General features: G+C 71.4%; 25 protein-coding genes. 8 read left to right on the top strand and 17 right to left on the bottom strand.

Going from position 1 to position 26,929, the window contains the following annotated elements:
* Window positions 1-160: 160 nt before the first annotated feature.
* Genes AC3RX0_RS02410 through galU form a run of 3 tightly spaced genes read right to left on the bottom strand, consistent with a single transcriptional unit; the run spans window position 161 to window position 2,853 of the window.
* Window positions 161-1,264, bottom strand: a complete 1,104-nt coding sequence (locus AC3RX0_RS02410; RefSeq protein ID WP_491504342.1) for a coiled-coil domain-containing protein — start codon at window positions 1,262-1,264, stop codon at window positions 161-163.
* A 56-nt stretch (window positions 1,265-1,320) separates the two neighbouring features.
* Window positions 1,321-1,950 carry a GNAT family N-acetyltransferase gene (locus AC3RX0_RS02405; RefSeq protein WP_491504341.1) on the bottom strand — a complete coding sequence of 210 codons (630 nt, stop codon included), beginning with the start codon at window positions 1,948-1,950 and terminating at the stop codon, window positions 1,321-1,323.
* Window positions 1,951-1,968: 18 nt separating this feature from the next.
* The gene (gene galU, locus AC3RX0_RS02400) at window positions 1,969-2,853 is read right to left on the bottom strand and encodes a UTP--glucose-1-phosphate uridylyltransferase GalU (protein ID WP_491504340.1); all 885 of its coding nucleotides are present in this window, start codon (window positions 2,851-2,853) and stop codon (window positions 1,969-1,971) included.
* A gap of 31 nt (window positions 2,854-2,884) precedes the next feature.
* On the opposite strand from galU, the gene AC3RX0_RS02395 reads away from it, so the two are divergent.
* Both AC3RX0_RS02395 and AC3RX0_RS02390 read left to right on the top strand, forming a co-directional pair.
* On the top strand, window positions 2,885-3,481 hold the full coding sequence (locus AC3RX0_RS02395) for a 5-formyltetrahydrofolate cyclo-ligase (RefSeq protein ID WP_491504339.1): 597 nt from the start codon (window positions 2,885-2,887) through the stop codon (window positions 3,479-3,481).
* 11 nt (window positions 3,482-3,492) lie between these two features.
* Window positions 3,493-3,786, top strand: a complete 294-nt coding sequence (locus tag AC3RX0_RS02390) for an FmdB family zinc ribbon protein (RefSeq protein ID WP_491504338.1) — start codon at window positions 3,493-3,495, stop codon at window positions 3,784-3,786.
* Between the two features lie 41 nt (window positions 3,787-3,827).
* Here the strand turns inward: AC3RX0_RS02390 and AC3RX0_RS02385 are convergent, their stop codons facing one another.
* The 3 genes from AC3RX0_RS02385 to AC3RX0_RS02375 all read right to left on the bottom strand — a co-directional run bounded on the left by AC3RX0_RS02385 (window position 3,828) and on the right by AC3RX0_RS02375 (window position 8,250).
* Window positions 3,828-4,253: a large conductance mechanosensitive channel protein MscL gene (locus AC3RX0_RS02385; protein WP_491504337.1), complete on the bottom strand. Its 426-nt coding sequence runs from the start codon at window positions 4,251-4,253 to the stop codon at window positions 3,828-3,830.
* Between the two features lie 120 nt (window positions 4,254-4,373).
* On the bottom strand, window positions 4,374-4,550 hold the full coding sequence (locus AC3RX0_RS02380; protein ID WP_491504336.1) for a hypothetical protein: 177 nt from the start codon (window positions 4,548-4,550) through the stop codon (window positions 4,374-4,376).
* Window positions 4,540-8,250 (bottom strand): AAA family ATPase, encoded by a 3,711-nt coding sequence (locus AC3RX0_RS02375; protein WP_491504335.1) that lies wholly within the window; start codon window positions 8,248-8,250, stop codon window positions 4,540-4,542. The genes AC3RX0_RS02380 and AC3RX0_RS02375 overlap by 11 nt, the downstream gene beginning before the upstream one ends.
* Before the next feature lie 202 nt (window positions 8,251-8,452).
* Here AC3RX0_RS02375 and AC3RX0_RS02370 point away from each other — a divergent pair, with 202 nt between their 5' ends.
* Complete coding sequence (locus AC3RX0_RS02370; RefSeq protein WP_491504334.1) at window positions 8,453-8,977, top strand: methylated-DNA--[protein]-cysteine S-methyltransferase; 525 nt, start codon at window positions 8,453-8,455, stop codon at window positions 8,975-8,977.
* A 67-nt stretch (window positions 8,978-9,044) separates the two neighbouring features.
* On the opposite strand, the gene AC3RX0_RS02365 is transcribed toward AC3RX0_RS02370, so the two are convergent.
* Both AC3RX0_RS02365 and AC3RX0_RS02360 read right to left on the bottom strand, forming a co-directional pair.
* A complete protein-coding gene (locus AC3RX0_RS02365; protein ID WP_491504333.1) occupies window positions 9,045-10,658 on the bottom strand; it encodes a monocarboxylic acid transporter in 1,614 nt (537 codons plus the stop codon).
* Window positions 10,655-11,008 carry a DUF485 domain-containing protein gene (locus AC3RX0_RS02360; RefSeq protein ID WP_498165855.1) on the bottom strand — a complete coding sequence of 118 codons (354 nt, stop codon included), beginning with the start codon at window positions 11,006-11,008 and terminating at the stop codon, window positions 10,655-10,657. Before AC3RX0_RS02360 ends, AC3RX0_RS02365 begins: the two co-directional genes overlap by 4 nt.
* Window positions 11,009-11,145: 137 nt before the next feature.
* On the opposite strand from AC3RX0_RS02360, the gene AC3RX0_RS02355 reads away from it, so the two are divergent.
* Window positions 11,146-11,994, top strand: coding sequence for a LuxR C-terminal-related transcriptional regulator (locus tag AC3RX0_RS02355; RefSeq protein ID WP_491504332.1), 849 nt, complete (start codon window positions 11,146-11,148; stop codon window positions 11,992-11,994).
* Between the two features lie 52 nt (window positions 11,995-12,046).
* Window positions 12,047-12,400: a histone-like nucleoid-structuring protein Lsr2 gene (locus AC3RX0_RS02350; protein ID WP_491505360.1), complete on the top strand. Its 354-nt coding sequence runs from the start codon at window positions 12,047-12,049 to the stop codon at window positions 12,398-12,400.
* Between the two features lie 34 nt (window positions 12,401-12,434).
* Here AC3RX0_RS02350 and AC3RX0_RS02345 read toward each other — a convergent pair whose 3' ends face one another.
* Entirely contained in the window at window positions 12,435-13,475 is a 1,041-nt protein-coding gene (locus tag AC3RX0_RS02345) for a putative FMN-dependent luciferase-like monooxygenase (protein ID WP_491504331.1), read from the bottom strand.
* A 162-nt stretch (window positions 13,476-13,637) separates the two neighbouring features.
* Here AC3RX0_RS02345 and cysK point away from each other — a divergent pair, with 162 nt between their 5' ends.
* Both cysK and epsC read left to right on the top strand, forming a co-directional pair.
* Window positions 13,638-14,609, top strand: a complete 972-nt coding sequence (cysK, locus tag AC3RX0_RS02340; RefSeq protein WP_491504330.1) for a cysteine synthase A — start codon at window positions 13,638-13,640, stop codon at window positions 14,607-14,609.
* Between the two features lies 1 nt (window position 14,610).
* Window positions 14,611-15,180, top strand: coding sequence for a serine O-acetyltransferase EpsC (epsC, locus tag AC3RX0_RS02335; protein ID WP_491504329.1), 570 nt, complete (start codon window positions 14,611-14,613; stop codon window positions 15,178-15,180).
* A gap of 3 nt (window positions 15,181-15,183) precedes the next feature.
* On the opposite strand, the gene prfA is transcribed toward epsC, so the two are convergent.
* The 8 genes from prfA to argS all read right to left on the bottom strand — a co-directional run bounded on the left by prfA (window position 15,184) and on the right by argS (window position 26,169).
* A complete protein-coding gene (prfA, locus tag AC3RX0_RS02330; protein WP_491505359.1) occupies window positions 15,184-16,263 on the bottom strand; it encodes a peptide chain release factor 1 in 1,080 nt (359 codons plus the stop codon).
* Between the two features lie 43 nt (window positions 16,264-16,306).
* Window positions 16,307-18,304 (bottom strand): transcription termination factor Rho, encoded by a 1,998-nt coding sequence (rho, locus tag AC3RX0_RS02325; protein ID WP_491504328.1) that lies wholly within the window; start codon window positions 18,302-18,304, stop codon window positions 16,307-16,309.
* Between the two features lie 178 nt (window positions 18,305-18,482).
* The gene (gene thrB / locus AC3RX0_RS02320) at window positions 18,483-19,457 is read right to left on the bottom strand and encodes a homoserine kinase (RefSeq protein WP_491504327.1); all 975 of its coding nucleotides are present in this window, start codon (window positions 19,455-19,457) and stop codon (window positions 18,483-18,485) included.
* A complete protein-coding gene (thrC, locus tag AC3RX0_RS02315) occupies window positions 19,454-20,563 on the bottom strand; it encodes a threonine synthase (protein WP_491504326.1) in 1,110 nt (369 codons plus the stop codon). The genes thrB and thrC overlap by 4 nt, the downstream gene beginning before the upstream one ends.
* 1 nt (window position 20,564) lies before the next feature.
* Window positions 20,565-21,911, bottom strand: a complete 1,347-nt coding sequence (locus AC3RX0_RS02310; protein ID WP_491504325.1) for a homoserine dehydrogenase — start codon at window positions 21,909-21,911, stop codon at window positions 20,565-20,567.
* A complete protein-coding gene (gene lysA / locus AC3RX0_RS02305; RefSeq protein WP_491504324.1) occupies window positions 21,908-23,308 on the bottom strand; it encodes a diaminopimelate decarboxylase in 1,401 nt (466 codons plus the stop codon). The genes AC3RX0_RS02310 and lysA overlap by 4 nt, the downstream gene beginning before the upstream one ends.
* A gap of 104 nt (window positions 23,309-23,412) precedes the next feature.
* Window positions 23,413-24,480 (bottom strand): LmeA family phospholipid-binding protein, encoded by a 1,068-nt coding sequence (locus tag AC3RX0_RS02300; protein WP_498165853.1) that lies wholly within the window; start codon window positions 24,478-24,480, stop codon window positions 23,413-23,415.
* A gap of 24 nt (window positions 24,481-24,504) precedes the next feature.
* Window positions 24,505-26,169, bottom strand: a complete 1,665-nt coding sequence (argS, locus tag AC3RX0_RS02295; RefSeq protein WP_491504322.1) for an arginine--tRNA ligase — start codon at window positions 26,167-26,169, stop codon at window positions 24,505-24,507.
* A 103-nt stretch (window positions 26,170-26,272) separates the two neighbouring features.
* Here argS and AC3RX0_RS02290 point away from each other — a divergent pair, with 103 nt between their 5' ends.
* Window positions 26,273-26,836, top strand: coding sequence for an NADPH-dependent FMN reductase (locus tag AC3RX0_RS02290; RefSeq protein ID WP_491504321.1), 564 nt, complete (start codon window positions 26,273-26,275; stop codon window positions 26,834-26,836).
* The last annotated feature ends 93 nt before the right edge of the window (window positions 26,837-26,929 follow it).

Genomic DNA, 26,929 nt, shown 5'->3' with positions numbered 1-26,929 from the left:
CACGACTGCGGAGGGGGGCAGAACCAACGAACCCGACCTGCCTTCAGCATCCCGGCGGACACAGCGGCGGGGATTCTGCCCGACACGCCGCAGCCCACGCGGGCCCACCGCGTGTCGCCGAAAATCCCCGCAGATGTGCACGCGCGTCTGAACCGACTGGTCAGACGGCGGCGCGGTGGCGCAGCAGCTGGCGCACGTGCGCTTCGATCTCGGCGTCGTCGATGTGGCCCATCCGGGCCACGCGGGCCGCGTCCAGCCCGGCGGGGCGGGATCGCTCGGCGCGCTCGCGCAGCGGCTCGTCGAGGCTCGCCTGACGCAGCTGCTCGCGGGCGGCTGCGGCATCCAGCACCGCGGCGGCGCGAGACCCCGCCGAGGCCGTGAGCGGCCGCGGCAGCTCGCGCGGCTGCCAGACCCGTTCGTCGGTCAGCGAGATGTCCTGCGCGGCCAGTGCGACGCGAGGGCGGACGGATGCCTCGACCTGCACCCCGGCTTCCGCCGCCCGAGCACCGACCCGGGCCATGCGCACGAGCAGCAGGGCGCACGCGAACACGAGCGCTCCCCCGACCGTCACCGGCAGCACCGTGCCCGCCGTCAGCAGGACGTACGCACCCCATCCGGTGAGCCCGAGCGACAGCATCCCGATCATCGTCGTGGTCAGTCGCGCGCGGCGACGTACCCGTGCCAGGTGGGCACGCGCGGCCCGCGGCCCGGACTCGCGCACCTGGGCCTGCGCCACTCGCTCATGCGCCGCCCGCTGCTCTCGCAGGGCCTGCTCGCGCCGGCCGAGCACGTCGCGCTCGCGCACAGTGCGATCACGGGCGGCCTCGAGCGCCGCCCGGCGCTCGGCCACCTCGGCCTGCGCGCGCACGAGCTCGGCCTGTTCGCGGGCCACCAGCTCGCGCTGGGCGACGCGGTCGCGGGCGACCTGCGCCTGGAGCGCCAGCGCATCGCGGTCGGCCTGCGCCTTGCGCGCCAGCGCATCCCGCTCGAGCTGCGCCCTGCGGGCGAGCTCTTCGCGCTCGGCCTGGGCGCGCCGCGCGATCTTCTGCTGCGCCAACGCAGTGCGCGCCGACAGCTCCAGCCGCACCTCTTCGGGGGTCTCGCTGGTCTCGGCGAGCACGCGCAGCGCCTGATTCAGTCGCACGGCATTGCGCTCGGCCGCGTCGTATTGATGCCGCTGGTACCAGCTGGGCAGCAGATACACCAGCCACAGCGCCACCGCCACCAGGACGACGATCCCCCCGCCCAGCACCTGCCCACCCATGCCCCCAACGGTATGCGATGCGAGGCTCCGCTCCCCTCAGCGGCGCGCGTGTCGGCTCACGCCGGCAGCCGGTCGGCCGGGGGGATGGATGCCGCGGCCTGCGGCGCACGGCCCGCCAGCCATCGCGCGAGCACCCCTTCGGGCACCTCGTCGCGGGTCAGCGCGAACGCGTAGTGGTCGCGCCAGTCGCCGTCGATGTGGATGTACCGCCGCCGCAGGCCCTCGTAGCGGAAGCCCAGCTTCTCGACCACGCGCAGGCTCGGCTTGTTCTCGGGCCGGATGCAGATCTCCATGCGGTGCAGGCGCAGCTCGGTGAAGCACACGTCGGTGGCGAGGGCGACCGACGTGGGCGTGATGCCCCGCCCGGCGTACCGTTCGCTCACCCAGTACCCGATCGTCGCCGAGGCCAGCGACCCGCGGGCGATGCCCCACACGTTCAGCTGACCGGCGATCTCGCCGTCCCACTCCATCACGAACGGGACGCCGGCGCCGTCCCGGTACTGCTGCAGCAGCCGGCGCACGCCCAGCCGCATGTCCAGCGACACGGGCCCGTCGGGACTGGTCGCCTCCCACGGACGCAGCCAGCCGCGATTGCTCATCAGCTCGTGCTGCAGCGCCCGGGCGTCCTTCTGGCGGATCAGCCGGATCGAGACGGCGCCGTGGCGGTGCGGATCGGACAACTCCACTTGGCCCCCTTCGGCGAGCTAGAGCGTCGCAGCGAACTCCTTGAACCACGGACGCAACTCCGGCCCGAGGTCGTCGCGGTCGGCGGCCAGTTGCACGATGGCCTTGATGTAGTCCACCTTATCGCCGGTGTCATATCGTCGCCCGCGGAAGATCACGCCGTACACACCGCGGTCGGCGTCGCCCGCGAGCTCCTGCAGAGCGTCGGTCAGCTGGATCTCGCCGCCCTTGCCCGGCTCCGTGCGCTCGAGGATCTCGAACACCTCGGGCGGCAGCACGTAACGGCCGATGACGGCCAGGTTCGACGGAGCGTCCTCGGCGCTGGGCTTCTCGACCATGCCCGTCACGCGCACCACATCGGGGTCGTCGGTGGTCTCGACCGAGGCCACGCCGTACATGTGGATGTGCGCCGGGTCGACCTCCATGAGGGCCACGACTGCGGCCTCGCGCTTGTCGTACTCGCCCAGCATGGTCTTGAGCAGGTCGTCGCGTTCGTCGATCAGGTCGTCGCCGAGCAGCACCGCCAGCGGGTGGTCGCCGACATGCCCCTTGGCCCGCCACACCGCATGGCCGAGCCCGCGCGGCTCGCCCTGGCGCACCATGTGGATGTCGGCGAGGTCGCTGGAGTACTGCACCTTCGCCAGGCGGTCGTGATCGCCTTTGCGCTCGAGCGTGGACTCCAGCTCGGGGACCGAGTCGAAGTGGTTCGCGATGGCGTTCTTGTTGCGCCCGACGATGATCAGCACGTCTTCGATGCCGGCATCCACCGCCTCTTCCACCACGTACTGGATCGCAGGCTTGTCGACCACGGGCAGCATCTCTTTGGGCATCGCCTTGGTGGCGGGCAGGAACCGCGTGCCCAATCCGGCGGCGGGAATCACGGCTTTGAACGGCTTGTGCGGCATCGTCCCACTCTACCGACCGTAGAATCGGGTCATGCGCGACCCGATCGACGACGCCAAGCGCGCGCAGCGCGCCGAGCTGCGCGAGCGGCGGCAGCAGCTGAGCGACGCGGCGCGCAGCGCCGCCGAGGCGGGCATCACCGCCCAGCTCGACGCCCTGGTGGCCGAACACGACGCGCAGTCGGTGTCGTGTTACCTCTCGACGCCCATGGAGCCGGGAACCCGGCGCTTCGTCGACGCCGCCATCGAGCGCGGCATCCGTGTGCTGCTGCCCATCATGCGCGCGGACGGCCTGCTGGACTGGGTCGTCGCCGACCCCGACGCGCCCGAGCACGAGGCGGCCCTGGGCGTCTCGGAGCCCGAGGGCGAACTGCTCGGCCCGATCGCCGTCGGCGACGTCGACGTCATGATCATCCCGGCCGCCTCCGTGGACCGCACCGGGATGCGCCTGGGCTGGGGCCGCGGCTACTTCGACAAGACGATCGGCTCGATGCAGGACCGGCCCCCGATCTACGCCGTCGTCTACGACAGCGAATTCGTCGACGAGCTGCCCCGCGACGTGCACGACCAGTACGTCACCGGTGTCGTGACGCCGACACGTACCATCACACTTGCGCCCGCCGGGCGCTGAACGGAAGATCCATGCCCACATACGCCTATGCCTGCAAACAGTGCGGTCACGCCTTCGACGCCGTGCAGTCCTTCGCCGAGCCGTCCCTGACGGTGTGCCCCGAGTGCGGCGGAGCGCTGCGCAAGCAGTACGGCTCGATCGGCGTGACGTTCAACGGGTCGGGGTTCTACCGCACCGATTCGCGCAAGGCACCGGCATCCGGCGGCGACTCGTCCGGCGGTTCGGGCTCGTCCGCCGGTACCGGCTCGAGCGCCCCCGCGGCGAAGTCCGAGACCAAGAACTCGCCCGCACCCGCGGCATCCTGACCGCACGCCCCGCGGATGCGCTCCGCGGGGCGCCTCGAGAGTCAGACGGCAGGCTGGTCCGTCCCGCAGTACTTGCACTTGCTCGCCCCGACCGGCAGGTCGTCGGACAGGCAGGCGGGGCAGGTCTTGGCCGGTGCCGGATCGCCGAAGACGACGACGCCGCGGCGGGCCTGGATCGCCTTGTACGGCACGACGATCACGAAGTAGACCACCGCCATGAAGATGATGAAGTAGATGATCGCCGAGATGAACGACCCGAGGTCCAGGTAGGTCGCCTTGTTGCCCGCGGCGCCCAGCTGCCAGCCGAGGCCGAGCGACTTGCCGCCCCCCGCAGCCGCGACGAGCGGGTTGATGACGAAGTCGGTGAACGCCTTCACCAGCGTGCTGAACGCCAGTGCGACGACCAGTCCGACGGCGACGGTGACCACGTCGCCGCGCATCAAGAAGTTCTTGAATCCGCGAATCATCGCATTCCTCCTCCATTTTCGGCGGCGGGTCTGCCGCCGTTTCGAAGGATAGAGCACGCCGTCCGCGCACGTCCGGCGACACCCGGCACGTCGGATGGGGCGGCACAGTGGTGAGTCGGCTCAGTAGTGCGGCGGCTTGTCGCGCCGCATCCGCTCGTCGTTCGGCCCGGGCGCGTCCGCCGGCGTCTCCTCGTCCGTCGCGACCGGCTCCTGCGTCGTGCCGGGGGCGGGCGTCAGCTTCGCTCGGCGCGACCCGCGCACGCGCACGACGTGCTGGCGGGACGGGTCAGTCGACATCGATCGGCTGGGTGTCGGCATCCGCCCGCGGAGTCTCGGGGTTCACGCCCAGGATCCCGGCGATGCGCTGGGCGACGTCGGCCGGGTCGCTGTACAGATCGAACGAGTGCACACGCACGTAGTGCCACCCCAGGCGCCGCAGCACCTGCGGGCGCAGGCGCAGCGATTCGCGCAGCGACCCGGTGCCCGCCTCGGGGTCGCTCTCGACCGCGACGGCCTTGCCGCCGTACTGCGCGACCAGGGGCAGCAGGCCGCGGTAGTGCACGTCGACCGACACGCCCAGCTGACGCAGCTCGCGGGCCAGGACCAGCGTGAGCGGATCGGCGAGGTCTTCGAGCCGCGCTTCGCGCGCCCGCGCGGCGATGCCGCCGAGCACGGTCATGAGAGTCGCGGCGCCGTGCTGCAGCCGCCCCTCGTCGAAGGCCGACGGGCGGATGCACGAGACGATCACCATCGAGCGGCGGGCACGGGTCATGCCCACGGTGAGAAGCCGCTCGCCGTCCGGCGTCGACAGATCGCCGAAGTCGCTGAGCACGCGCCCGTGCCGGGTGAGGCCGAAGCCGAGCGAGAAGATGACGCGGTCGCGGCTCTCGGCGACCGATTCTTCGAGGGTGAGCACCGCGAGCGGTTCGGCGGTATCGCGCGAGACGAAGTCGGCGACGTCGGACCGGCCGGCGAACGCGGCGTCGACGGCGGCGCGCACGCGCTCGGCGTGCTTGGCGCTGGCGGTGACGACCATGAGCGACTCGGTGCCGCGGTTCACGGCGTGCTCGACGACGAGCGTGACCACGCGGGCGACCTCGGCGTCGGGACTCTCGACCGCACCGGTCTCGGGATCGGGCACGCCGGACCCGCCCTCGACGTAGTCGACCGACAGGCTGCCGCGCCCGAGGTACGAACCGGCCCACGGCAACGACACCAGCTCGCCGCCGTAGAAGGCGTCGTTGACGAGCTCGGCCAGGTCTTCGCCGCCGGCCCGGTAGCTGTGCGTGAGCGTGTCGACCGGCACGAGCTCGGCCAGCCGTTCGAAGACGCTGGCCGAGTCGAACGGCTCGTCGTCCTCATCGGGCTCGTCTTCGGGCCGCGGGCGCCCGGAGGCGATGCGGAACGGCGTGGGCTGCTGCGTCACCGGGTCGCCGAACGCCACGACCTGCCGCGCCCGGCGCAGGGCCGGGGCGGCTTCGGCCAGCGACAGGGCGCCCGCGTCGGCCAGCAGCACGACGTCGAACGCGATGTCATCGGGGATCGAGGGCACCTCGTAGGGCGACGCGATCCAGGCGGGGGCCAGGGTCGCCGACAGCGACGGCGCCACGCGCACGAACTGGGTCGGGGTCGGCTCCCCCGCCTTCAGCGTGCGCTTCAGTCCGTCGGCCTCGGCGGCGTGGTCGACGATGCCGATGCGCCACTGGGTGGCCAGGCGCGCGGCCAGCAGGGGGCCGGATGCCGCGACATGGGCTTCGTCGACGAGGCGGAAGTCGCGCTCCAGGCGATCGACGACGGACGTGTTCGCGCCCAGCAGCGCCTTGTCGGTGCGCAGCAGGTGCTCGAGCGCCGACTGCCACCACGCGTACTCGAGCTCGGCGCGCACCTGGTCTTCGGGCACGTGCCGCACGCTCAGCTCCACAAGCAGCGGCTCGAGGCCGAGTGCCGCCAGCTCCGTGCGCAGGCTCGCGCGCTCGACCAGGTTCTCGAAGTAGGCCGAGTCCGCGGCCAGCGCCCCCAGCTGACGCACCATCGCCTGCGCAGGCAGCGCGCTCAGGCGCGCCGTCTCGGTGCGGTCCACGACGAGGTCGAGCCGGTCCAGCCCCTCTTGCGCCCGCTGCCAGAGCGCGGTCACCTCGCCGAGTCCGACCGGCACCTCGGGCACGACCGCGGCAGACTCGGCGAACGACTCCCACTCGGAGCGCTGCCGCTGGATGCGCACCAGCGCATCGTGCATGTCGGCCACGTGCACGCCGGGCCGCACGTATTCGCGCGACAGGCGACGCAGCCGCCGGCGGTTCGCACCGCTGAGCTGGGGTGCGTCACGGCGCGGGCCGTGCGCCTGGATGAGCTCGCCGAGCGGATGCTCGAACACGGTCGGGCTGAACCTGTCGAGCGAGTCGCGGATGCCCTGCAGCAGCCGCAGATAGCCGCCGAGCTCGGCGACGCTGCGGAACGGGCGCATCCGGGTCTGCGCGATCAGCTCGTACCCGCGCTCGAGCAGGGCGGGCACGTCTTCGCGGTGCAGCCGGCGGGCCAGTGCATGCGCGTCGCGGGCCGCCTCGGTGGTGGCGAACGTGACCCCGTACCAGGCGGAGTCGTCGGGCCCGTACCGGAACTCGCCCAGGCGGGCGGCGGCCACGAGCTTGTCGGCGGCGGCCCGTCGCGTGTTCTTCAGCCGCTGCAGCGTCGCCGCATCGAACCGGGCGGAGGTGATCGGGGCGGCGTGGGTGGCGGCCAGGGTCGTCAGCTCCCGGACGATCTCGAGCACCGAGACGTCCAGTTCCGGGCGCGGCCGGGTCAGTGCGCCGCGATAGTCGCGCAGCACGGTGCGCAGCCGCAGCAGGGCGTCGTCGATGTCGGCGATGCGCGGCTGCTCGGCCTTCTCGTTGCGCCCGATCGCACGAATCAGGTCGCGCCGCAGCTGACGCGGCGAGACGGCCAGCCCGCCCAGGCCGATGCCGGCCAGGCGGTGGCGCACGCCTTCGAGGGTCGAACGGCGAGCGCTGACGACCAGCACGCGCTTGCCGTCGTCGATCAGGGCGCCCAGCGCGTTGATCACGGTCTGCGTGCCGCCGGTGCCCGGCAGGGTGTGCACGACCAGCGACTGGCCGTCCACGATCCGGGCGAGCACGTCCTCCTGCTCGGCGTCGGCGTCCAGCAGCAGGGTGTCGGATGCCGGGGGCCGCTCGTCGGGATCCGCCACCGCCGGGCGGCCGCGGCGCAGGGCCAGGCGCGCGCGGTCGTCGGGGTGGCCGGCGAGGGCGTTGAGGACGGGATGGTCGAGGGAACCCAGGTCGCGCGCGAGCCGGGCACCGACGTCGCCGAAGGTCGAGATGACCAGACGCGGCCGCACCGTGAACGAGGGGATGTGCGCGGTCAGCTGCCGCAGCCGGTCGATCACCGGCTGCGGCTTGAACAGGCCGCCGTCGATCGCGAGCTCGGCGAGGCTCCGGCCGTCGACGTCGACGCCGAACTGCTCGGCCAGAGCGCGCACGAGCTCGGTGTTCACGATGAACGATCCGTGCAGCTTGACCTCGAAGTCGGAGTGATGGCGCCGGATGGCGGTGGGACGCAGCAGCACGGGTGCGCAGAACGATTCGCCGCCGACGGTCCAGGAGGCCAGGCCCACCGCCAGGGCGACCAGGTCCAGGCCCCGGGCGGTGCGCAGTTCGACGCTCTTGGAGGCGACGTGGGCCGCCGCGATGCGCGCGGTGCGCAGTGCGACCTCGTCACGGAACAGGTTCGACAGCAGCGTGGAGCGGCCGGTGATGAACTGCGGAAGGCTGCCGGGGTGCGCCTTGGTGATCTCGATGCCGGCGTCGCCGGCGTCGGTGAAGCGCAGCAGGGTCGACCGCCCGCCGAGCATCGCGGCCTGCGCCCGGATGCGCTCGCGCTCGGGCTCTGCCACATGCATCACCGTCACCCCCTGCTCTGCGAGCCGCAGGGTGTGCGGAGTCACCTCGGCCGGGCCGGAGTCCTCCTCCACGCCCGCCACCGCGTTGCCTTCAGCTCGCCACACAGACACACACTAAGCGGCGCGGCTGGATGACCCCCGCATCCCGAGCGGGTTTCGCTGGATTACAGGCCCGGATGCCCCCTGATCGGCGCCTCCTGCACAGCCGGCGCAGCCCGGCGGGTTCTTCACGGATCCGGCCTCCGGTCCGTCGCCGACCCCCGCGGCGGACCAGGATGGACGCATGACGCACACCACCTTCACCGTCCACCCCTCCCCCGTCGGCGACGTGTTCCTCGCCTCCACCGACGCCGGCCTGGTGTGTGCGCATGTGCTGCGCGACGACGACGAGCGCGGCATCGGCGAGCAGCTGGCCGAGCTCACCCTCGCGCTCGGGTCGACCCCGGGCCGCGACGATGCCGGCGCGGACGAGGCCCGTCGTCAGCTCGACGAGTATTTCGACGGGCGGCGCCGCGCGTTCGACCTGCCGCTGGACTGGCGCCTGGTGGGCGGCGGGTTCGCCCGGGACGCGTTGCAGCGGGTGTGCGACATCCCGTTCGGCGAGACGGCGGGGTACGGCGAGGTGGCCGCCATGGCCGGTCATCCGCGCGCCGCGCGTGCCGTGGGCAACGCGTGCGCCCGCTCGCCGTTCTCGGTCGTGGTTCCCGTGCACCGGGTGGTCCGCTCGGACGGCTCGATCGGCGGGTACGGGGGGCGTGCAGAGGTCAAGCGCTATCTTCTCGCGCTCGAACGCAGCACCGGCGAGTAGGCCGCCGGCGGTGCGGGATCGGCCCCGGACGCATCGCGTCCGGGGCCGATCGACCGTGTGGACCGTGTCAGTGCTCCACCGCCTTCTCGGCACCGAAGCCGGTCAGCGACCGCACCTCCATCTCGGCGGCGCGCTCCGGGTCCTCGTCCTTCTTCGAGAGCACCGAGCCGAGCCAGCCCAGCACGAAGCCGACCGGGATCGAGACGATGCCCGGGTTGTTCAGCGGCCACAGGGCGGTTCCGATGTCCTTGAACACGCTCGTCTCGGTGCCCCAGAACACCGGAGACAGGAAGATGAGGATGATCGCGGCGGCCAGGCCTCCGTACATGCTCCACACCGCGCCGCGCGTGGTGAAGTCCTTCCAGAACAGCGAGTAGAGGATGGTCGGCAGGTTGGCCGATGCCGCCACCGCGAAGGCCAGCGCCACCAGGAACGCGACGTTCTGGTGCTGCACGCCGATGCCGCCCACGATGGCGAGCACGCCGATCACCAGCACGGTGCGGCGGGCGACCTTGACCTCGGTGCCCGGCTCGACCTTGCCCCTCTTGACGACGTTCGTGTAGATGTCGTGCGAGAACGACGCTGCCGCGGTGATCGTGAGCCCCGCGACCACGGCGAGGATCGTGGCGAACGCGACCGCCGAGATGATCCCCAGCAGCACTGGACCGCCCAGGTGGGCCGCCAGGAGGGGAGCCGCCGAGTTGACGCCGCCGGGCGCCTTCTTGATCGCCTCGGGACCCACCAGTGCTCCGGCGCCGTAGCCGAGCACGAGCGTGAGCAGGTAGAACAGGCCGATCAGCCAGATGGCCCACACGACCGAGCGCCGCGCCTCTTTGGCCGTCGGCACCGTGTAGAACCGCATCAGCACGTGCGGCAGGCCGGCCGTGCCGAGCACGAGCGCGATCGCCAGCGAGATGAAGTCCCACGGGTTGCTGCCGTACTGCAGACCGGGGGCGAGCACCTTCTCTCCTGCCGGGGAGGCGGCCACGGCGTTCTCGAGCAGCGTGTCGATGCTGAAGCCGTTCAGCGCCAGCACCCAGATCGTCATGACGACCGCGCCCACGATCAGCAGCCCCGCCTTCACGATCTGCACCCAGGTGGTGCCCTTCATGCCGCCCACCAGCACGTACACGATCATCAGCACGCCCACCACGGCGATCACCAGCGACTGGCCGAGCTCGCCGTCGATGCCCAGCAGCAGCGACACCAGGGCGCCGGCGCCGGCCATCTGCGCGAGCAGATAGAACAGGCACACCACGAGCGTGGTGATCGCCGCCGCCATCCGCACCGGGCGCTGTTTGAGGCGGAACGAGAGCACGTCCGCCATCGTGAACTTGCCGGTGTTGCGCATGAGCTCGGCGACCAGCAGAAGGGCCACGAGCCATGCGACGAGGAATCCGATGGAATAGAGGAATCCGTCATATCCGTTCACGGCGATCGCACCGCAGATGCCGAGGAACGACGCCGCGGACAGATAGTCGCCCGAAATGGCGAATCCGTTCTGCGGACCCGAGAACGAACGACCCGCCGCATAATAGTCGGCGGCGGTCTTGTTGTTGCGGCTGGCGCGAATGACGATGAACAGCGTGACGGCGACGAACAGGGCGAAGATCGTCATGTTCAGAATCGGGTTGTTCTCGACTTCCGTGGCGCCGTCGGCGGCGAAGACGAGTCCGTTCACGACGCCGCCCCCTGCCGGTTCTCGAGTTCTTCCCGGATCGACTCGGCCTTCGGGTCCAGTTTGCGATTCGCGTATGACACATACCACATCGTGATGGCGAATGTCGTGACGAATTGACCGAGCCCGAACAGCAGGCCGACGGTGATGTCGCCCCAGACGCGCTGCGACATGAATTCCGTCGCGAACGACGACAGCAGGACATAGACGAAATACCAGAGCAGGAACGCCACCGACAGCGGGAAGACGAAGCTGCGCTGCGCCTTCCGCAATGATCGGAACGGCGCCGACTCCTGCACGGCGACGTAGTCGATGCCCCCCTTCGGGGTGACATCGGTCGTGGGATCTGACACGGGGCCTCCTTGCCTCATGACTGAGCGGTGCATCGATGCACCGCACAATGACAGCGTGATCGGGATCGACACGCGAGTAGGGTTGAGGCTACGAAGCACCTGTGAATCCCCGTCACCCCCGGAAGTAGGTATTGCGCGTGTCCGCTGCCACCGCCGCCCCGGATGCCGATCTGATCTCACACGCCGTGGCCGAGCTGACCGCCCGCACCCGCTTCCCCGTCGCGTTCGGCGGGCTGCTGCACGAGGACGGCGTGCACGTCAGCGCCGTGTCGGGCGCGCGCACGCACCTGCTCGACACCCTCGTGGTCGAACGGGGCCGGGGCCTGGGCGGACGCGCGGTGATCGAGACACGGCCGCGGCTGGCCCTGGACTACCGCACCGCGAAGGGCATCACCCACGACTACGACCGGGTCGTCCTCGGCGAAGGCATCGCGACCCTGTTCGCCGTTCCGGTGATCGTCGCGGGCACCCCGCGCGGCGTGCTCTACTGCGGCTCGTGGGGCCAGGCCCCGATCGGCGAGCTCGCCGCCCGCCCCGCTTTCGCGATCGCCGACGAGGTCGCCACCGAATTGCGCATCCGCGACGAGGTGAACCGGCGTCTGGCGCGCATTCCCGTCCCCGATCACACATCGGCTCTGACCGCGACCACGCAAGAGGAGCTGCGCGAGGCGTACGCCCAATTGCGTCAGATCGCAGCGACCGTCGAAGACCGTGCATTGCGCCGGCGACTCGCACAGGTCGAACTCCGTCTGGCGGCGTTGTCGGCCGATCGATCCCCCGTCGAACTCGAAATCCCTCTTTCTCCGCGTGAGACCGACGTGCTGGCATGCGCCGCTCTGGGTTCGACGAATGCGCAGATCGGAATCGCCTTGGGATTGAAAGAGGCGACCGTGAAATCGTATCTCGCGGCCGCGATGTCGAAATTGGATGCCTCGACCCGGCATTCCGCAGTCGCCAAAGCGCGGCGCGCGGGCATTCTTCCTTAAAGTTCTATAATCAATTCGCGTGTCGAATGCCGGCTTCTGCCAGAATTCATCCATGGCCAGAAAAATCGTGCACCAATTGGTCGACGACATGGATGGAACCGTTCTCGAACCCGGCGAGGGTCAGACCGTTCTGTTCTCGCTCGACGGCATCGCCTATGAGATCGACTTGACCGACGAGAACGCCTCCGCATTGCGCGACGCGGTGAGCCCTTATGTGGCAGCCGGTCGCGCCGTGGCCGGAGGCCGCGGAGCCCGCCGCACCACCGTGGCGCGCGGCGGACGCCGCCGCACCGGTCAGCGGGACTATGGGCCCATCCGCGCCTGGGCGAAAGAGAACGGCTACGAGCTGTCGGACCGCGGCCGGGTGCCGGCCGCGGTGCTCGAAGCATTCGACGCCGCCCACTGACAACACCCTCGCAGCGCCGCTGATCGTCTGACGGTCAGCGGCGCTGCAGCGTTCCGCGCCGCCATCCGAGCGCGGGAGCGACCTCGCCGGCGATCAGCTGGATCGATCGCAGCACGAGCTCGTGCGGCGGATCGACCGGGTGCACCTGGAAGACGATGTCGGTGGCCGCGGCGAGCACCTCGTCGGCGGCCAGTTCTGCGACCACCTCGTCCGGCGTGCCGACGTGCACGTCGAGGGCCGCCAGCACCTCGGCGGTCGCGCCCGCGGGCACGCCCAGTCCCGCCCTACGCGCGTCGCCGGCCGCTCGCTCGAGGCCGCGCTCGGCGAGCGCCCGTGCGGTGACCCTGTCGTCGGTGACGAACACGCTGCGCGAAGCGAGGACCCGCGGCGTCGCCCCCGCCGGCAACGCGTCCAGGTACGCCTCGACCAGCGGCCGCTGCATCGCCCCGAGGCTCTGGTCGCCGCCGCCCCTCTGCTCGCCGGCCGAGCGGGGCTGCGAGCGCGCCAGCATGAGCCCGTGACCGGCCGCCCCGATCCGCGTCGCCCCCGGCACCGACGACGTCGCCTCCCAGATCGTCGTGCGCAGCTCGGGGGCCGCCGGATACAGGGCGCCGTCGTCGGCGGTCAGGCGGGCGCCGGCCAGCGCATCGTCCAGGCGCCGCACGTTCTCGACGTAGAGCCGCGAGCGGTGCGCGGCATCCTTCCCGAACGGAGCGAACGCGCTCGCGGTGCTGCCGCTGCCCACGCCCAGCTCGAATCGGCCACCCGACAGCCGGGCGAGGACCGCCGCGTCCTCGGCCACCCGCAGCGGGTCCTCGAGAGACAGTGCGACGATCGCGGTGCCCAGCGTGATGCGCTCGGTGAACGCCGCGGCGTACGCGAGCAGCACGAACGGCGACGGCAGGCCGCCCTCGTCGCGGTGGAAGTGGTGCTGCGCCACCCACGCGGTGTCGAACCCGGCCCGCTCAGCGGCGACGATCTGCTCCACCGCGAACCGATAGCGGTCGGCGGCGGGCGCGGCTTCGAGCACCCGGGTGAAGAACCCGAGTCGCTGACGGTGTGCGAGGTGATGCATCCCTGCTGACGGTATGCCGCACGCGCCGCCGGCGCTGATGCCGTGTCGCCGTGTGACCGCCGGTGACGGAATGTGACGAGCGACATTTTCGACACATTCCTCCCCCGCGCCCGCCCGGCGACCGTAGGCTGAGGCCGATCCCGAATCGCGGAAAGGCCCCACATGCCCGGCATCCACTCCGACATCACCACCGCCTTCGGCGGCACCCCGCTCGTGCGCCTGAACCGCGTCACCGACGGCTCGCAGGCCGAGGTGCTCGCCAAGCTCGAGTTCTACAACCCCGGCTCGAGCGTGAAGGACCGCCTCGGCATCGCGCTTGTGAACGCGGCCGAGGCGTCGGGCACCCTCGCGCCCGGCGGCACGATCGTCGAATCCACCAGCGGCAACACCGGCATCGCGCTGGCGCTGGTGGGCGCCGCACGCGGCTACAAGGTGATCATCACGATGCCCGCCTCGCTGTCGAAGGAACGCCGCGTGCTGCTGAAGGCGCTCGGGGCCGAGCTCGTGCTCACCGACCCCTACAAGGGCATGACCGGGGCGATCGCGGTCGCCGAGGAGATCGTGGCGAAGACGCCGGGGGCGATCCTGGCCAAGCAGTTCGAGAGCCCTGCGAACGTCGCGATCCACCGCGAGACCACCGCCGAGGAGATCTGGCGCGACACCGACGGCGACGTCGACGTGTTCGTCGCCGGCGTCGGCACGGGCGGCACGATCACCGGTGTCGGACAGGTGCTCAAGGAGCGCAATCCCGACGTGAAGGTCGTGGCCGTGGAGCCGGCCACCTCGCCGCTGCTGGCCGAGGGCCACCCGGGCCCGGCCAAGATCCAGGGCATCGGGCCGAACTTCCTGCCGCCGGTGCTCGACACCGACGTGTACGACGAGGTCATCGGCGTCGAGTTCGAGGACGCGCTGAGCACGGCGCGCGCCCTCGCCGCCCAGGAGGGCATCCTCGCTGGGATGTCGGCGGGCGCCGCGGTCTGGGCCGCGCTGCAGATCGCCGCACGGCCCGAGAGCGCCGGCAAGCGCATCGTGGTGATCGTGCCCGACACCGGCGAGCGGTACCTCAGCACCGCGCTGTTCGAGGACCTGCGCGAGCCCAAGCGCGAAGAGGCCAAGCGCGAAGAGGCCAAGTGACATGGGCGTCGTCGACCGGATCCGCGAGGACGTCGCCGCCGCACGGCTGCGCGACCCTGCGGCGCGCAGCGGCGTGGAGATCGCGCTGCTCTACCCCGGCCTGCACGCGATCTGGGCGCACCGCGTCTGGCATGCGCTGTGGATGCGCAGGATCCGGTTCGTCGCGCGCACGGGCTCGCAGCTCACGCGCTGGCTCACCGGGATCGAGATCCACCCCGGCGCGGTGATCGGCCGCCGGTTCTTCATCGATCACGGCATGGGCGTGGTCATCGGCGAGACCGCCGAGGTCGGCGACGACGTCATGCTGTACCACGGGGTGACGCTCGGCGGACGTCAGCGCGAAGGCGGGAAGAGGCATCCCACGATCGGCGACGGCGTCGCGATCGGAGCGGGCGCGAAGGTGCTCGGCCCGATCACGATCGGCGCCGGCTGCGTGATCGGCGCGAACGCCGTGGTCACCAAGGACGCGCCCCCCGACAGCGTGCTGGTGGGCGTGCCCGCCAAGCCCCGAGCGCGGCGCCCCGGCGAGGACACTCGGGCGCTGCTGGCCGCGCCCGAGTACTACATCTGAGGCTCAGGCCTCGTCGGCCAGGGCCGAAAGCCGCGCCTCTTCGTCGGCGCGCACCGCCGATTCGACGATCGGGTCGAGCGCGCCGTCCATCACCTGGTCGAGGTTGTAGGCCTTGTACCCGGTGCGGTGGTCGGCGATGCGGTTCTCGGGGAAGTTGTAGGTGCGGATGCGCTCGGAGCGGTCCATGCCGCGGATCTGCGAGTGCCGGGCGTCGGATGCCGCAGCCGCCAGCTCTTCCTGCTGGCGGGCCAGGAGCCGTGCGCGCAGCACGCGCATGCCCGCCTCGCGGTTCTGCAGCTGGCTCTTCTCGTTCTGCATCGACACGACGATGCCGGTGGGCAGGTGTGTGATGCGCACGGCCGAGTCGGTCGTGTTCACCGACTGACCGCCGGGGCCGGACGAGCGGTACACGTCGATCTTCAGGTCGTTCGGGTTGATCTCGATCTCGTCGGGCTCGTCGACCTCGGGGAAGACGAGCACGCCGGTGGTCGAGGTGTGGATGCGCCCCTGCGACTCGGTGGCCGGCACGCGCTGCACGCGGTGCACGCCGCCCTCGTACTTCAGGTGCGCCCACACGCCCTGTGCGGGATCGGACGAGGACCCCTTGATCGCGATCTGCACGTCCTTGTAGCCGCCGAGATCCGACTCGTTGCGCTCGAGCAACTCGGTCTTCCAGCCCTTCGAGGCCGCGTACTGCAGGTACATGCGCAGCAGGTCGGCGGCGAACAGCGCCGACTCGGCGCCGCCCTCGCCCTGCTTGATCTCCATGATCACGTCGCGGGCGTCGTCGGGGTCGCGCGGGATGAGCAGGCGCCGCAGCTTCTCCTGCGCTGCGGCGGCCTGCTCTTCGAGCGCCGGGATCTCGTCCGCGAACGCGTCGTCCTCTCGGGCGAGCTCGCGCGCGGCCGCGAGATCGTCGGATGCCGCGGCCCACGCATCATGGGCCGCGACGATCTTCGACAGCTCGGCGTAGCGCCGGTTCACCCGCTTGGCCCGCGCCGCATCGGCGTGGACGGCGGGATCGCTCAGCTCCTCCTGGACGGCCTTGTGCTCGGCGATGAGGCCCTTGACGGACTCGAACATCGCCGGCTCGGGCGCTGCGGACTCGGCCACCACTCGACCGGGCTCAGCGGATGCTGTTCTCGTGCCCGTGCGAGTGGCCGCCGCCGTGGCCGGCGGTCGGCGCCGGGATCGACTTCTGCATCTGCACGAGGAACTCGACGTTGGACTGCGTCTCCTTGAGCTTGCCGAGCACGACCTCCAGCGCCTGCTGCGGGTCAAGGCCCGCAAGCGCGCGGCGCAGCTTCCACGTGATCTTGACCTCGTCGGGGCTCAGCAGCATCTCTTCGCGGCGGGTCGAGGACGCGTTGACGTCCACGGCCGGGAAGATGCGCTTATCGGCCAGTTGGCGGTTCAGGCGCAGCTCGCTGTTGCCGGTGCCCTTGAACTCCTCGAAGATGACCTCGTCCATCTTCGACCCGGTCTCCACGAGAGCGGTCGCGAGGATCGTGAGCGATCCGCCGTTCTCGATGTTGCGCGCCGCGCCGAAGAACCGCTTGGGCGGGTACAGCGCCGAGGCGTCGACGCCGCCGGTGAGCACGCGGCCGCTGGTGGGCGCCGAGATGTTGTAGGCGCGGCCGAGCCGGGTGATCGAGTCGAGCAGCACGACCACGTCGCGGCCGAGCTCGACCAGGCGCTTGGCGCGCTCGATCGCGAGTTCGGCGACGGTGGTGTGATCTTCGGCCGGGCGGTCGAAGGTCGAGGCGATGACCTCGCCCTTGACCGTGCGCTGCATGTCGGTGACCTCTTCGGGCCGCTCGTCGACGAGCACGACCATGAGGTGGACCTCGGGGTTGTTCGTCGCGATCGCGTTGGCGATCTGCTGCAGCACGATGGTCTTGCCGGCCTTGGGCGGGGCGACGATGAGGCCGCGCTGACCCTTGCCGATCGGGGCGACCAGGTCGATGATGCGCTGCGTGAGCTTCTCGGGCGCGGTCTCGAGGCGCAGGCGCTCCTGCGGGTACAGCGGCGTCAGCTTGCCGAACTCGACGCGGGCCGCGGCATCCTCGACACTCAGTCCGTTGACCGCGTCGACCTTCACGAGCGCGTGGTACTTCTGGCGGCTGGACTGCTCGCCCTCGCGGGGCTGCTTGATCGCACCGACGATCGCGTCGCCCTTGCGCAGGTTGTACTTCTTGACCTGGCCGAGCGAGACGTACACGTCGGTCGCCCCGGGAAGGTAGCCGGTCGTGCGCACGAACGCGTAGTTCTCGAGCACATCGAGGATGCCCGCGATCGGGACCAGGACGTCGTCCTCGCCGATCTCGGTCTCGAACTCGTCGCCGGCGGCGCCGCGGCGCTTGTTGCGCTGGCGCCCGCGACCCGATCCGCGCTCGTCGTCGTCGGACTCGTTGCCGCCGCCCTGGCCGCCCTGGCCGGCGTTGCCTCCGTTGCCGCCCGCGTTGCGGTTGCGATTGCGGTTGCGGCCGCGGTTGCGGCTGCGCGACGGCTGCTCGCCGCCCTCGGACTCGCCGCCCTCGGCGGGAGCGGGCGACTCGGCAGGCGTTTCGGACGCGCCCTCGGCCGGCGCCTCGGCGGAGGCTGGCTTCCTGCGCCCGCCCTTGGCGGGGGTGGATGCCTCGGCCGCGCCGTCGGCGGTCGGCTCGGGCTTCTGGGCGCCCTGGGCGCCCTGGGCGCCCTCGACGACGGCGGTGGTCTCGGCGGGCGCCTCGGCCTGCGCGTCGGCGGCCTGCTGCTCGGCCTCGGCCTTCTTCTTGGCCGGGCTCTTGCGGGTGCGGGCGGGCGCCTTCTTGGCCGGGGCCTCGGCCGGGGCCTGGCCGTCGGCCGAGGCGGGCTCGGCGGTGGGCGCGTCGGCCTGCGACCGCTCGGCGGCGGGCGCGGTCTCGGCCGGTGCGGACGCTGCCTCGGACGAGTCCGCCGCGGCGGCGGGCTCGCTCTTGGCACGGCGCGGCGCGCGCTTGCGCGCGGGCTTGGCCTCGGCCGCCTCGGGCAGGTCGATCAGCGTCTCGGGCTTGGATCCGCCCGGGGCGGGAGCGGCAGCGCTCTCGGCAGAGGCGGGGGCGCCGGAAGCGTCGCCGGTGTGGATCTCGGAGATGGACTCCACGAGTTCTCCTTGTCAAAACGATTGGATAGACAGAACCGCTCCGGACGGGCGTCGGGGACGCGCGCCGGTGCGCCGTCGGCTCACAGGGGCCGGGGACGAGTCCCAGACCGGGTCATGTCAGCCGGCGGGGCGGTGCGGGTGTTCGCAGAATGCGATGGAGGAAAAGATTCTCGCCAGTTCACGACGCGTGCGTCGCTGACTGCGAAGCATCCTCCGTATGGTTTCTCACTGTACCACCCTTGAAGTCGACGGCGAGCATCAGCGCCTCCCAGGGCGTGTCCGTGACGGATGCCGCGAGCTGGGCCGCCTCCAGACGCCGGCCGGGTCCGTCGGCGAGCACCAGGACCGAGGGACCCGAACCGCTGAGCACCGCGGCGAACCCGGCCGCGCGCAGCGCCCGCACGAGCCGGTCGGTGTCGGGCATGGCCTGTGCGCGGTAGTTCTGGTGCAGCTTGTCGTCGGTCGCGGCCAGCAGCAGCTCGGGACTCTGCGTGAGCGCGGCGATCAGCAGTGCCGAGCGCGACACGTTGAACACGGCGTCCTCGCGGGTGACCTGCAGCGGAGCCAGCCCCCGGGCGACGCTCGTGGGCATGACGAACTCGGGGACGAACACGAGCGGCGCGACGCCGCGGTGCACGAGCAGCTTCTTGTACTGCGGGCCGTGCTCGTCCATCCACGCGATCGTCAGTCCTCCGAACAGCGCCGGGGCGACGTTGTCGGGGTGCCCCTCCAGCTCGGTGGCCAGCCGCAGCAGCAGCGACGGGCCGAACTCGACGTCTCCGGCCAGCAGGCCGCGGGCCGCGAGCAGCCCCGCGACCACGGCGGCCCCGGACGATCCGAGGCCCCGGCCGTGCGGGATCACGATGCTGCTGGACAGCCCGACCCCCGGCATCCGGCGCCCCACCGCCTCGAACGCATACGCCATGGCCCGCACCACCAGGTGCGAGTCGTCGCGCGGCACCGCCTCGGACCCGGGGCCGGTCACGTCGATCCGCAGCTCGCCCTCGGGCAGGGCCTCGACGACGATCTCGTCGTACAGGCTCAGCGCGAGGCCGAGCGTGTCGAAGCCCGGCCCCAGGTTCGCGCTCGTGGCGGGCACCCGCACCGCGACGGTGCGTCCCGCCACGACCGGCGACACCAGGGCTGGGCTCACGCGGTCGCCTCCGCGGTGTCGGACACGGTGTCGGACGCGCCGAGCTCGAGCACTTCAGCGACCTGGCGGGTGTCGGCGTCGACCACGGTCGGGGTGACCTCGGTGCCGTCGAGCTCGCGCAGCGCCCACTGCGGGTCCTTCAGGCCGTGCCCGGTGACGGTGAGCACGACGCGGGACCCGGCGGGGATCACGCCGGCCTCGGCGCGGTCGAGCAGGCCCGCCACGCTCACGGCCGAGCCGGGCTCGACGAACACGCCCACCTCGGCGGCCAGCAGCTTCTGGGCCGCGAGGATGCGCCCGTCGTCGATCGCGCCGAACCAGCCGTTCGTGGCATCCCGCGCCTCGAGGGCCAGGTGCCACGACGCCGGGTTGCCGATGCGGATCGCCGTGGCGACCGTCTCGGGGTTCTTCACGACCTCGCCGCGCACGATGGGCGCCGAGCCCTCGGCCTGGAAGCCGAACATGCGCGGCACGCGGGTCGCGACGCCCCGGGCGGCCTCTTCGCGGTAGCCGCGGCTGTAGGCCGTGTAGTTGCCGGCGTTGCCGACCGGGATGAAGTGGAAGTCGGGGGCGTCGCCGAGCTGCTCGACGACCTCGTAGGCCGCGGTCTTCTGCCCCTCGATGCGGTCGGGGTTGACCGAGTTCACCAGGTGCACGGGATAGTTGTCGGCCAGCTCCCGGGCGATCTCGAGGCAGTCGTCGAAGTTGCCGCGGATCTGCAGCAGCCGCCCGCCGTGGATCACGGCCTGCGCGAGCTTGCCCATCGCGATCTTGCCCTCGGGCACGAGCACGGCCGCGGTGATGCCCGCGTGCGCGGCGTAGGCGGCGGCCGAGGCCGACGTGTTGCCGGTCGAGGCGCACACGACCGCCTTCGCGCCGTGCTCGACGGCGCGCGAGAGCGCCACGGTCATGCCGCGGTCCTTGAACGAGCCGGTCGGGTTCATGCCTTCGAACTTCACCCACACCTCGGCGCCGGTACGGCGCGACAGCGCGGGGGCCGGGATCAGCGGTGTGCCGCCCTCGCCGAGGGTCACCACGGTCGACGATTCGGTGACGCCGAGTCGGTCGGCGTATTCGCGGAGGACTCCGCGCCAGACATGTGCCATGTCAGTCTCCTTCCACACGCAGGACCGAGACGACGCGCTCCACCACGTCTTCGGCGGCGAGCCGCTGCACGGTGTCGCCGAGGTCCTGCTCCAAAGCCTTGTGCGTTCCGATCACCAGCCGGGCCGAGCCCGTGCCCGCCTCGCCGTCCGGCGAGGGCTGGATGGTCTGCTCCACCGTCGCGATCGATACCCGTCCTTCGGACAGGATGCCCGCCACGCGCGCGAGCACGCCCGGCCGGTCGTCGACCTCGAGGGTGACCTGGTATCGGGTGACCACGTGGCCGATGTCGAGCACGGGGAGGTTCGCCCTCGTCGACTCGCCCACTCCGACGCCGCCGGCGATGTGACGCCGGGCCGCCGAGACGACGTCTCCGAGCACGGCGGATGCGGTCTGCACTCCCCCGGCCCCGGCGCCGTAGAACATGAGGTTGCCCGCCGCCTCCGCCTCGACGAACACGGCGTTGTTCACACCGTGGACGCTGGCCAGCGGGTGGTCGCGGCGGATCAGGGCGGGGTACACGCGCACCGAGATCGCCTCGTCGGCCTCGGATGCGGTGCCGGATGCCGCAGCCCGCCCGGTGACCCGCTCGCACACCGCGAGCAGCTTGATGACGTAGCCGGCGTGGCGCGCGGCATCCATCGTCGCCCGCGTGATCGACGTGATGCCCTCGCGGTGCACCGCCTCCAGCGGGACGCTGGTGTGGAACGCCAGGCTCGCCAGGATCGCCGCCTTCTGCGCGGCGTCGTAGCCCTCGATGTCGCTGGTCGGGTCGGCCTCGGCATAGCCGAGGCGCTGCGCGTCGGCGAGGATCTCGGGCATCTCGGCGCCCTCGGCGTCCATCCGGTCGAGGATGTAGTTCGTCGTGCCGTTGACGATGCCCATGATGCGGTGCACGCGGTCGCCGGCCAGCGAGTCGCGCAGCGGACGGATGATCGGGATCGCCCCGGCGACGGCCGCCTCGTAGTAGACCGACGCCCCGACCTGGTCGGCGGCATCGTAGATCTCGGCGCCGTGCGCGGCCAGCAGCGCCTTGTTGCCGGTCACCACGTCGGCGCCCGAGTTCAGCGCCGTCAGGATGTGCGTGCGGGCCGGCTCGATGCCGCCCATCAGCTCGATGACGATGTCACTGCCGACGATGAGCGTCTCGGCGTCGGTGGTGAACAGCTCGCGCGGCAGGTCGGTGTCGCGCGGGGCGTCGAGGTCGCGCACGGCGATGCCTGCCAACTCCAGCGCCGCACCGGACCGGTCGGCCAGTTCGTCGGCGTGGGTGAGCAGCAGGTCGGCGACCTGCGATCCGACGGAGCCGGCGCCCAGCAGGGCGATGCGCAGGCGACGGTAGTCGATCATGCGTTCCTTTCCTCGGCGATGCCGGCGTCCCGCTGCAGGAGGTCGGCGATCGTCTCCCCGCGCACGATGACGCGGGCCTGTCCGCCGCGCACGGCGACGACGGCAGGGCGCGGCAGGTAGTTGTAGTTGCTCGCGAGCGAGAAGCAGTAGGCGCCGGTGGCGGGCACGGCCAGCAGGTCGCCCGGGGCGACGTCGCCCGGCAGGTGCTCCTGGTCGACGACGATGTCGCCGGACTCGCAGTGCGACCCGACGACGCGCACCAGGGCGGGCGCGGCATCCGAGACCCGCGACGCGAGTCGCGCGGAGTACTGCGCGCCGTACAGCGCGGGCCGCGGGTTGTCGCTCATGCCGCCGTCGACGCTGACATAGAGGCGCTGCGCGTCCTCGCCGATCGTTACGGGCTTGACGGTGCCCACCTCGTAGAGCGTGACGCCGGCCTGGCCGACGATCGCGCGGCCGGGTTCGAACGCCAGCTCGGGGAGGGGGATGCCGCGCACCTCGCACTCCTGCGCGACGGCCGCCACGATGCCGGCGGCCAGGTCCTCGATCGGGGTCGGGTCGTCGGCGGCGGTGTAGGCGATGCCGAACCCGCCGCCGAGGTTCAGCAGCGGGATCGGGCCGTCCTCGAGCAGCTGCGCGTGCAGGTCGACGAGGCGGGCGGCCGACTCGGCGAAGCCGGCGACGCCGAAGATCTGCGAGCCGATGTGGCAGTGCAGTCCGAGGAACCGCAGCGAGCCGAGTTCGCGGATGCGGGCGACCGCGGCGGGTGCGGCATCCATCGCGAAGCCGAACTTCTGGTCCTCGTGCGCGGTGGCCAGGAACTCGTGGGTCTCGGCGTGCACGCCGCTGTTGACCCGCAGCAGCACCTGCTGCACGGCGCCCCGGCGGTCGGCGATGGCGGCGAGCCGCTCGATCTCGATGAGGCTGTCGACGATCACGGTGCCCACGCCGGCCTCGACGGCGCGTTCGAGCTCGATCGTGCGCTTGTTGTTGCCGTGGAAGCCGAGCCGCGCCGGATCGGCGCCGGCGGCCAGCGCCACCTCGAGCTCGCCGAGGCTGCACACGTCGACGTTCATGCCGCAGTCCGCGACCCAGCGCACGACCTCGGTGCACAGGAACGCCTTGCCCGCGTAGTAGACGCGGGCCGTGGTGCCGTGCGCGAGGGCCGCCGCATCGAACGCGGCGACGGTGCGCCGGGCGTGCGAGCGCACCTCGTCCTCGTCGAGGACGTACAGCGGCGTGCCGAACGTGTCGCGCAGCCGGGCGACGCCCACGCCCGCGATGGTCAGCTCGCCGTGCTCGTCGCGTCGCGCTGAGGCCGGCCACACGCGCTCGACGAGCCCGTTGGCGTCGTCGGGGACGATCGGCGGGGCGAGAGGGTGGGCGGAGGCGGACAAGGACGGTCCAATCGGTGGATGCTTCGGTGCGGCGTTTCCGGAAGGGTTCTCCGGTCGCGCCGGGTCGACGCCTGCACCGGGAGTATCTCTGAAGTCTACCGGGGTCAACCGCAGGTGCCCGGCTTCTGTAACGACGGGTCCGCCATGATGCGGGGGTCGACGTGGAACGACGTGGTCACGGCATCCCTGCCCACCTCGATGGCGGTCATCGTCATGCCCTTCGGGAACGTCGTGGCCACGCAGAAGCTGCGCGGGGCGAGGATGCCGTCGGCCAGCGTCCCGAAGCGCTGCCGGATGATGTCGGCCGACATCTTCTCGCCGCCCACGTCGAATCCGACCGGGGTGAGCACCAGCCGGCCGTCCTTCGCGGACGGGCGCAGGGTGAGCGTGAACGAGACGCCGCTGAGGAACTGCGACGGGTCGAGCGAGACCGCGACGTCCTTGCCGACGATGTGCAGGGAGCCGGGCACGGTGCGGCCGAGGTCGCCGACGAGCTTCGCGATCGCGTCGGGCTTGAGGCTCACGTCCGCCTGCACGCTCGTGGCCGCACCGTCGCCGCGGATCGGCACGCCGGTGGCGTTCACGGTCACGTCGCCGGTCGTCTTTCCCAGCGGGGCGTCGGGGACGGTGACCGTGAGCGTGCTGAGGTCACCGGCCACCAGCTGCGGCAGCATGGGCTCGGCGACCGTGACCTCGACCGGGTGGTCGGCCGGCACGCCCAGGGCCTGGCGGGTCTTCTGCTGCACCTGGTCGATGACGGTCTGCTTGGCCCAGGCGTTGCCGGCGACCCAGCCGACCCCGGCGAGCACCGCGAGCACGACCACGACGCTCAGGGTGATGACCGGACCCTTCCACCGCCGGCGCTTGCGCGGCGGGGCGGGCGCGGCGGCCGCCTGCGCGGGCATCTGCTGCGTGTACTGCGGGTACGCCGCCGTCTGCGGGTACTGCCCGGTCTGCGGGTAGGCGGGCGCTGCGGGCACGATCGGCAGCGGCAGGGTGGTCGCCTCGGGTTCGACGGGCGGCTCGGCCGGCGTCGGCGACGCGGATGCCGCGGCCGCGGCATCCGGTGCCGGCGACGAGATGGGCTCGGTCGGCGGCGCCGGAAGCGGCGGCTTCGGCGGGATGTTCAGCGGCTCGGTCGGGTCAGGCAAGGGTGCTGGTCGATCAGCCATGGCGTTCGGGCCCCTTTCCGATGACTACATGCGCTCGGGCGCGCTCACTCCCAGAAGGCCGAGGCCGTTGCGCAGCACCTGGCCGGTGGCGTCGTTCAGCCACAGACGCGTGCGGTGCACGGACTCGATGGGAGCGTCGCCCAGCGGGATGACGCGGCAGTTGTCGTACCAGCGGTGGTACAGGCCGGCGAGCTCTTCGAGGTAGCGTGCGACGCGGTGCGGCTCGCGCACCTCGGCGGCGAAGCCGACCACGCGCGGGAACTCCTGCAGGGCTCCCAGCAGCGCCGACTCGGTCTCGTGCGTGAGGGTCTCGGGCGCGAACTCGCTGCGGTCGACGCCCGCCTGCGCGGCGTTGCGCGCGACGTTGTGGGTGCGCGCGTGCGCGTACTGCACGTAGAACACCGGGTTGTCGTTCGTACGCCGCTGCAGCACGTCGAGGTCGACGTCGAGGTTCGAGTCGGCCGAGCTGCGGGTCAGCGCGTAGCGCGCGGCATCCACGCCCACGATCTCGACCAGGTCCTCGAGCGTGACGATCGTCCCGGCGCGCTTGGACATGCGCACCGGCTGGCCGTCCTTGACCAGGTTGACCATCTGGCCGATGAGGATCTGCAGGTTGAGGCCCGGCTCGTCCCCGAACGCCGCGCACATGGCCATCAGCCGGCGGACGTAGCCGTGGTGATCGGCGCCGAGCATGATGATGCAGCGGTTGAAGCCGCGCTCGCGCTTGTCGAGGTAGTACGCGAGGTCGCCGGAGAAGTAGGCCGCCTCTCCGTCGGACTTGAGGATCACGCGGTCCTTGTCGTCGCCGAAGTCCGTGGAGCGCAGCCACGTGGCGCCGTCCTGCTCGAAGATGTGGCCGAGCTCGCGCAGCCGGGCGATGGCGCGGTCGACCGCGCCGGAGGCGTGCAGGTTGTTCTCGTGGAAGTAGACGTCGAAGTCGACGCCGAACTCGTGCAGGTCCTGCTTGATCTCGTCGAACATGAACCCGACGCCGAGGCTGCGGAACGCCTCCTGCTTCGCGGCGGCGTCCAGCACGTCGAGGTCGCCCTGGTACGCGAGGGCCACGCGGCGGGCGATGTCGGAGATGTAGGCCCCGCCGTAGCCGTCCTCGGGAGTCGGCAGGCCGTCGTGGGCGGCGACGAGGCTGCGCGCGAACCGGTCGATCTGCGCGCCGTGGTCGTTGAAGTAGTACTCGCGGGTGACCTCTGCGCCCTGCGAGGCGAGGATGCGCGCGAGCGCGTCGCCGACCGCCGCCCAGCGGGTGCCGCCGAGATGGATCGGCCCGGTGGGGTTCGCGCTCACGAACTCGAGGTTGATCACTTCGCCGACCCGGCTGTCGCCGCCGCCGTAGGCCGCACCGGCCTCGACGATGGTCTTCGCGAGGGATCCGGCGGCCGCGGCATCCAAGCGGATGTTGATGAAACCGGGACCCGCGACCTCCACCGACGCGATGCCCGGGACCACGCCCAGCGCCTCGGCGATCTCGGCGGCGAGCACGCGCGGGTTGGTGCCGACGGCCTTGGCGAGCTTGAGCGCGGCGTTGGACGCCCAGTCTCCGTGCTCGCGGTTCTTCGGCCGCTCGAGCGGAAGATCCGCGGCGGTCAGCCCGGCCGTCGACTCGGGTCGTCGCGCCTCGGCCAGCAGGCGGACGACATCGAGCAGGGTGGCGGAGAGGGCTGCGGGATCCATAGACGACCGATTCTATGGGGTCCGTCCTCGACTCCCCTGTGTGCGGGGCGGGAATCGGCATTCAATCCATGCGGTTGAATCGACATCGGAAGGGAGACACCACATGACCCGTCTCATGATCCTCGTCGCCAGCGTGCGCGAAGGACGCATCGGACTTCCGATCGCCGAATGGGTGCGCCACGAGGCCGAAGCCGACGGCCGGTTCGAGATCGACGTCGCCGACCTGAAGCAGATCGGCCTTCCGCTGATGGACGAGCCCAACCACCCGAAGCTGCGCCAGTACACGAAAGAGCACACGAAGGCGTGGAGCGCGCGGGTCGAGGCATCCGACGCGTTCGTCTTCGTGCAGCCGGAGTACAACTTCAGCTACGCGCCGAGCCTGAAGAACGCCCTCGACTACCTGCACCAGGAGTGGCGGCGCAAGCCCGTGGGCACCGTGAGCTACGGCGGGATCTCGGGCGGCACGCGCGGGACGACGGCGATCCGGCCGGTCGAGATGGCGCTCGGGCTCGTGCCGACGACGATCAACGTCGAGCTCGCCTGGGCCGCGCAGCACATCGGCGACGAGGGCGACTTCGAGCCCACCGAGAGCAACCAGCGGCTGCTGCACGGGATGTTCGACGAGCTCGTCCAGCTCGAGGGGGCGCTGGCGCCGCTGCGCGGCTAGCGTGCTTGGCCTCTCACAGCGTTCGGAAGATCGCACGAAGTTCGGATGTCTTCCGCCGAATCATCCGAACTCGGTGAGACCTTCCGAACTCTG

This window comes from Microbacterium sp. W1-4-2, assembly GCF_058349885.2.
This window is presented reverse-complemented; position numbering and strand designations above follow the sequence as displayed.

Excerpts from the sequence above, each read along its gene's own strand:
- argS (WP_491504322.1), bottom strand. The coding sequence starts at position 26,169 with ATGGATCCCGCAGCCCTCTCCGCCACCCTGCTCGATGTCGTCCGCCTG.
- AC3RX0_RS02345 (WP_491504331.1), bottom strand. The coding sequence starts at position 13,475 with ATGCATCACCTCGCACACCGTCAGCGACTCGGGTTCTTCACCCGGGTG.
- epsC (WP_491504329.1), top strand. The coding sequence starts at position 14,611 with ATGGGCGTCGTCGACCGGATCCGCGAGGACGTCGCCGCCGCACGGCTG.
- cysK (WP_491504330.1), top strand. The coding sequence starts at position 13,638 with ATGCCCGGCATCCACTCCGACATCACCACCGCCTTCGGCGGCACCCCG.
- AC3RX0_RS02385 (WP_491504337.1), bottom strand. The coding sequence starts at position 4,253 with ATGATTCGCGGATTCAAGAACTTCTTGATGCGCGGCGACGTGGTCACC.
- AC3RX0_RS02290 (WP_491504321.1), top strand. The coding sequence starts at position 26,273 with ATGACCCGTCTCATGATCCTCGTCGCCAGCGTGCGCGAAGGACGCATC.
- AC3RX0_RS02300 (WP_498165853.1), bottom strand. The coding sequence starts at position 24,480 with ATGGCTGATCGACCAGCACCCTTGCCTGACCCGACCGAGCCGCTGAAC.
- galU (WP_491504340.1), bottom strand. The coding sequence starts at position 2,853 with ATGCCGCACAAGCCGTTCAAAGCCGTGATTCCCGCCGCCGGATTGGGC.
- AC3RX0_RS02380 (WP_491504336.1), bottom strand. The coding sequence starts at position 4,550 with ATGTCGACTGACCCGTCCCGCCAGCACGTCGTGCGCGTGCGCGGGTCG.
- AC3RX0_RS02350 (WP_491505360.1), top strand. The coding sequence starts at position 12,047 with ATGGCCAGAAAAATCGTGCACCAATTGGTCGACGACATGGATGGAACC.
- AC3RX0_RS02395 (WP_491504339.1), top strand. The coding sequence starts at position 2,885 with ATGCGCGACCCGATCGACGACGCCAAGCGCGCGCAGCGCGCCGAGCTG.
- AC3RX0_RS02310 (WP_491504325.1), bottom strand. The coding sequence starts at position 21,911 with ATGATCGACTACCGTCGCCTGCGCATCGCCCTGCTGGGCGCCGGCTCC.
- AC3RX0_RS02370 (WP_491504334.1), top strand. The coding sequence starts at position 8,453 with ATGACGCACACCACCTTCACCGTCCACCCCTCCCCCGTCGGCGACGTG.
- prfA (WP_491505359.1), bottom strand. The coding sequence starts at position 16,263 with ATGTTCGAGTCCGTCAAGGGCCTCATCGCCGAGCACAAGGCCGTCCAG.
- AC3RX0_RS02410 (WP_491504342.1), bottom strand. The coding sequence starts at position 1,264 with ATGGGTGGGCAGGTGCTGGGCGGGGGGATCGTCGTCCTGGTGGCGGTG.
- AC3RX0_RS02390 (WP_491504338.1), top strand. The coding sequence starts at position 3,493 with ATGCCCACATACGCCTATGCCTGCAAACAGTGCGGTCACGCCTTCGAC.
- thrC (WP_491504326.1), bottom strand. The coding sequence starts at position 20,563 with ATGGCACATGTCTGGCGCGGAGTCCTCCGCGAATACGCCGACCGACTC.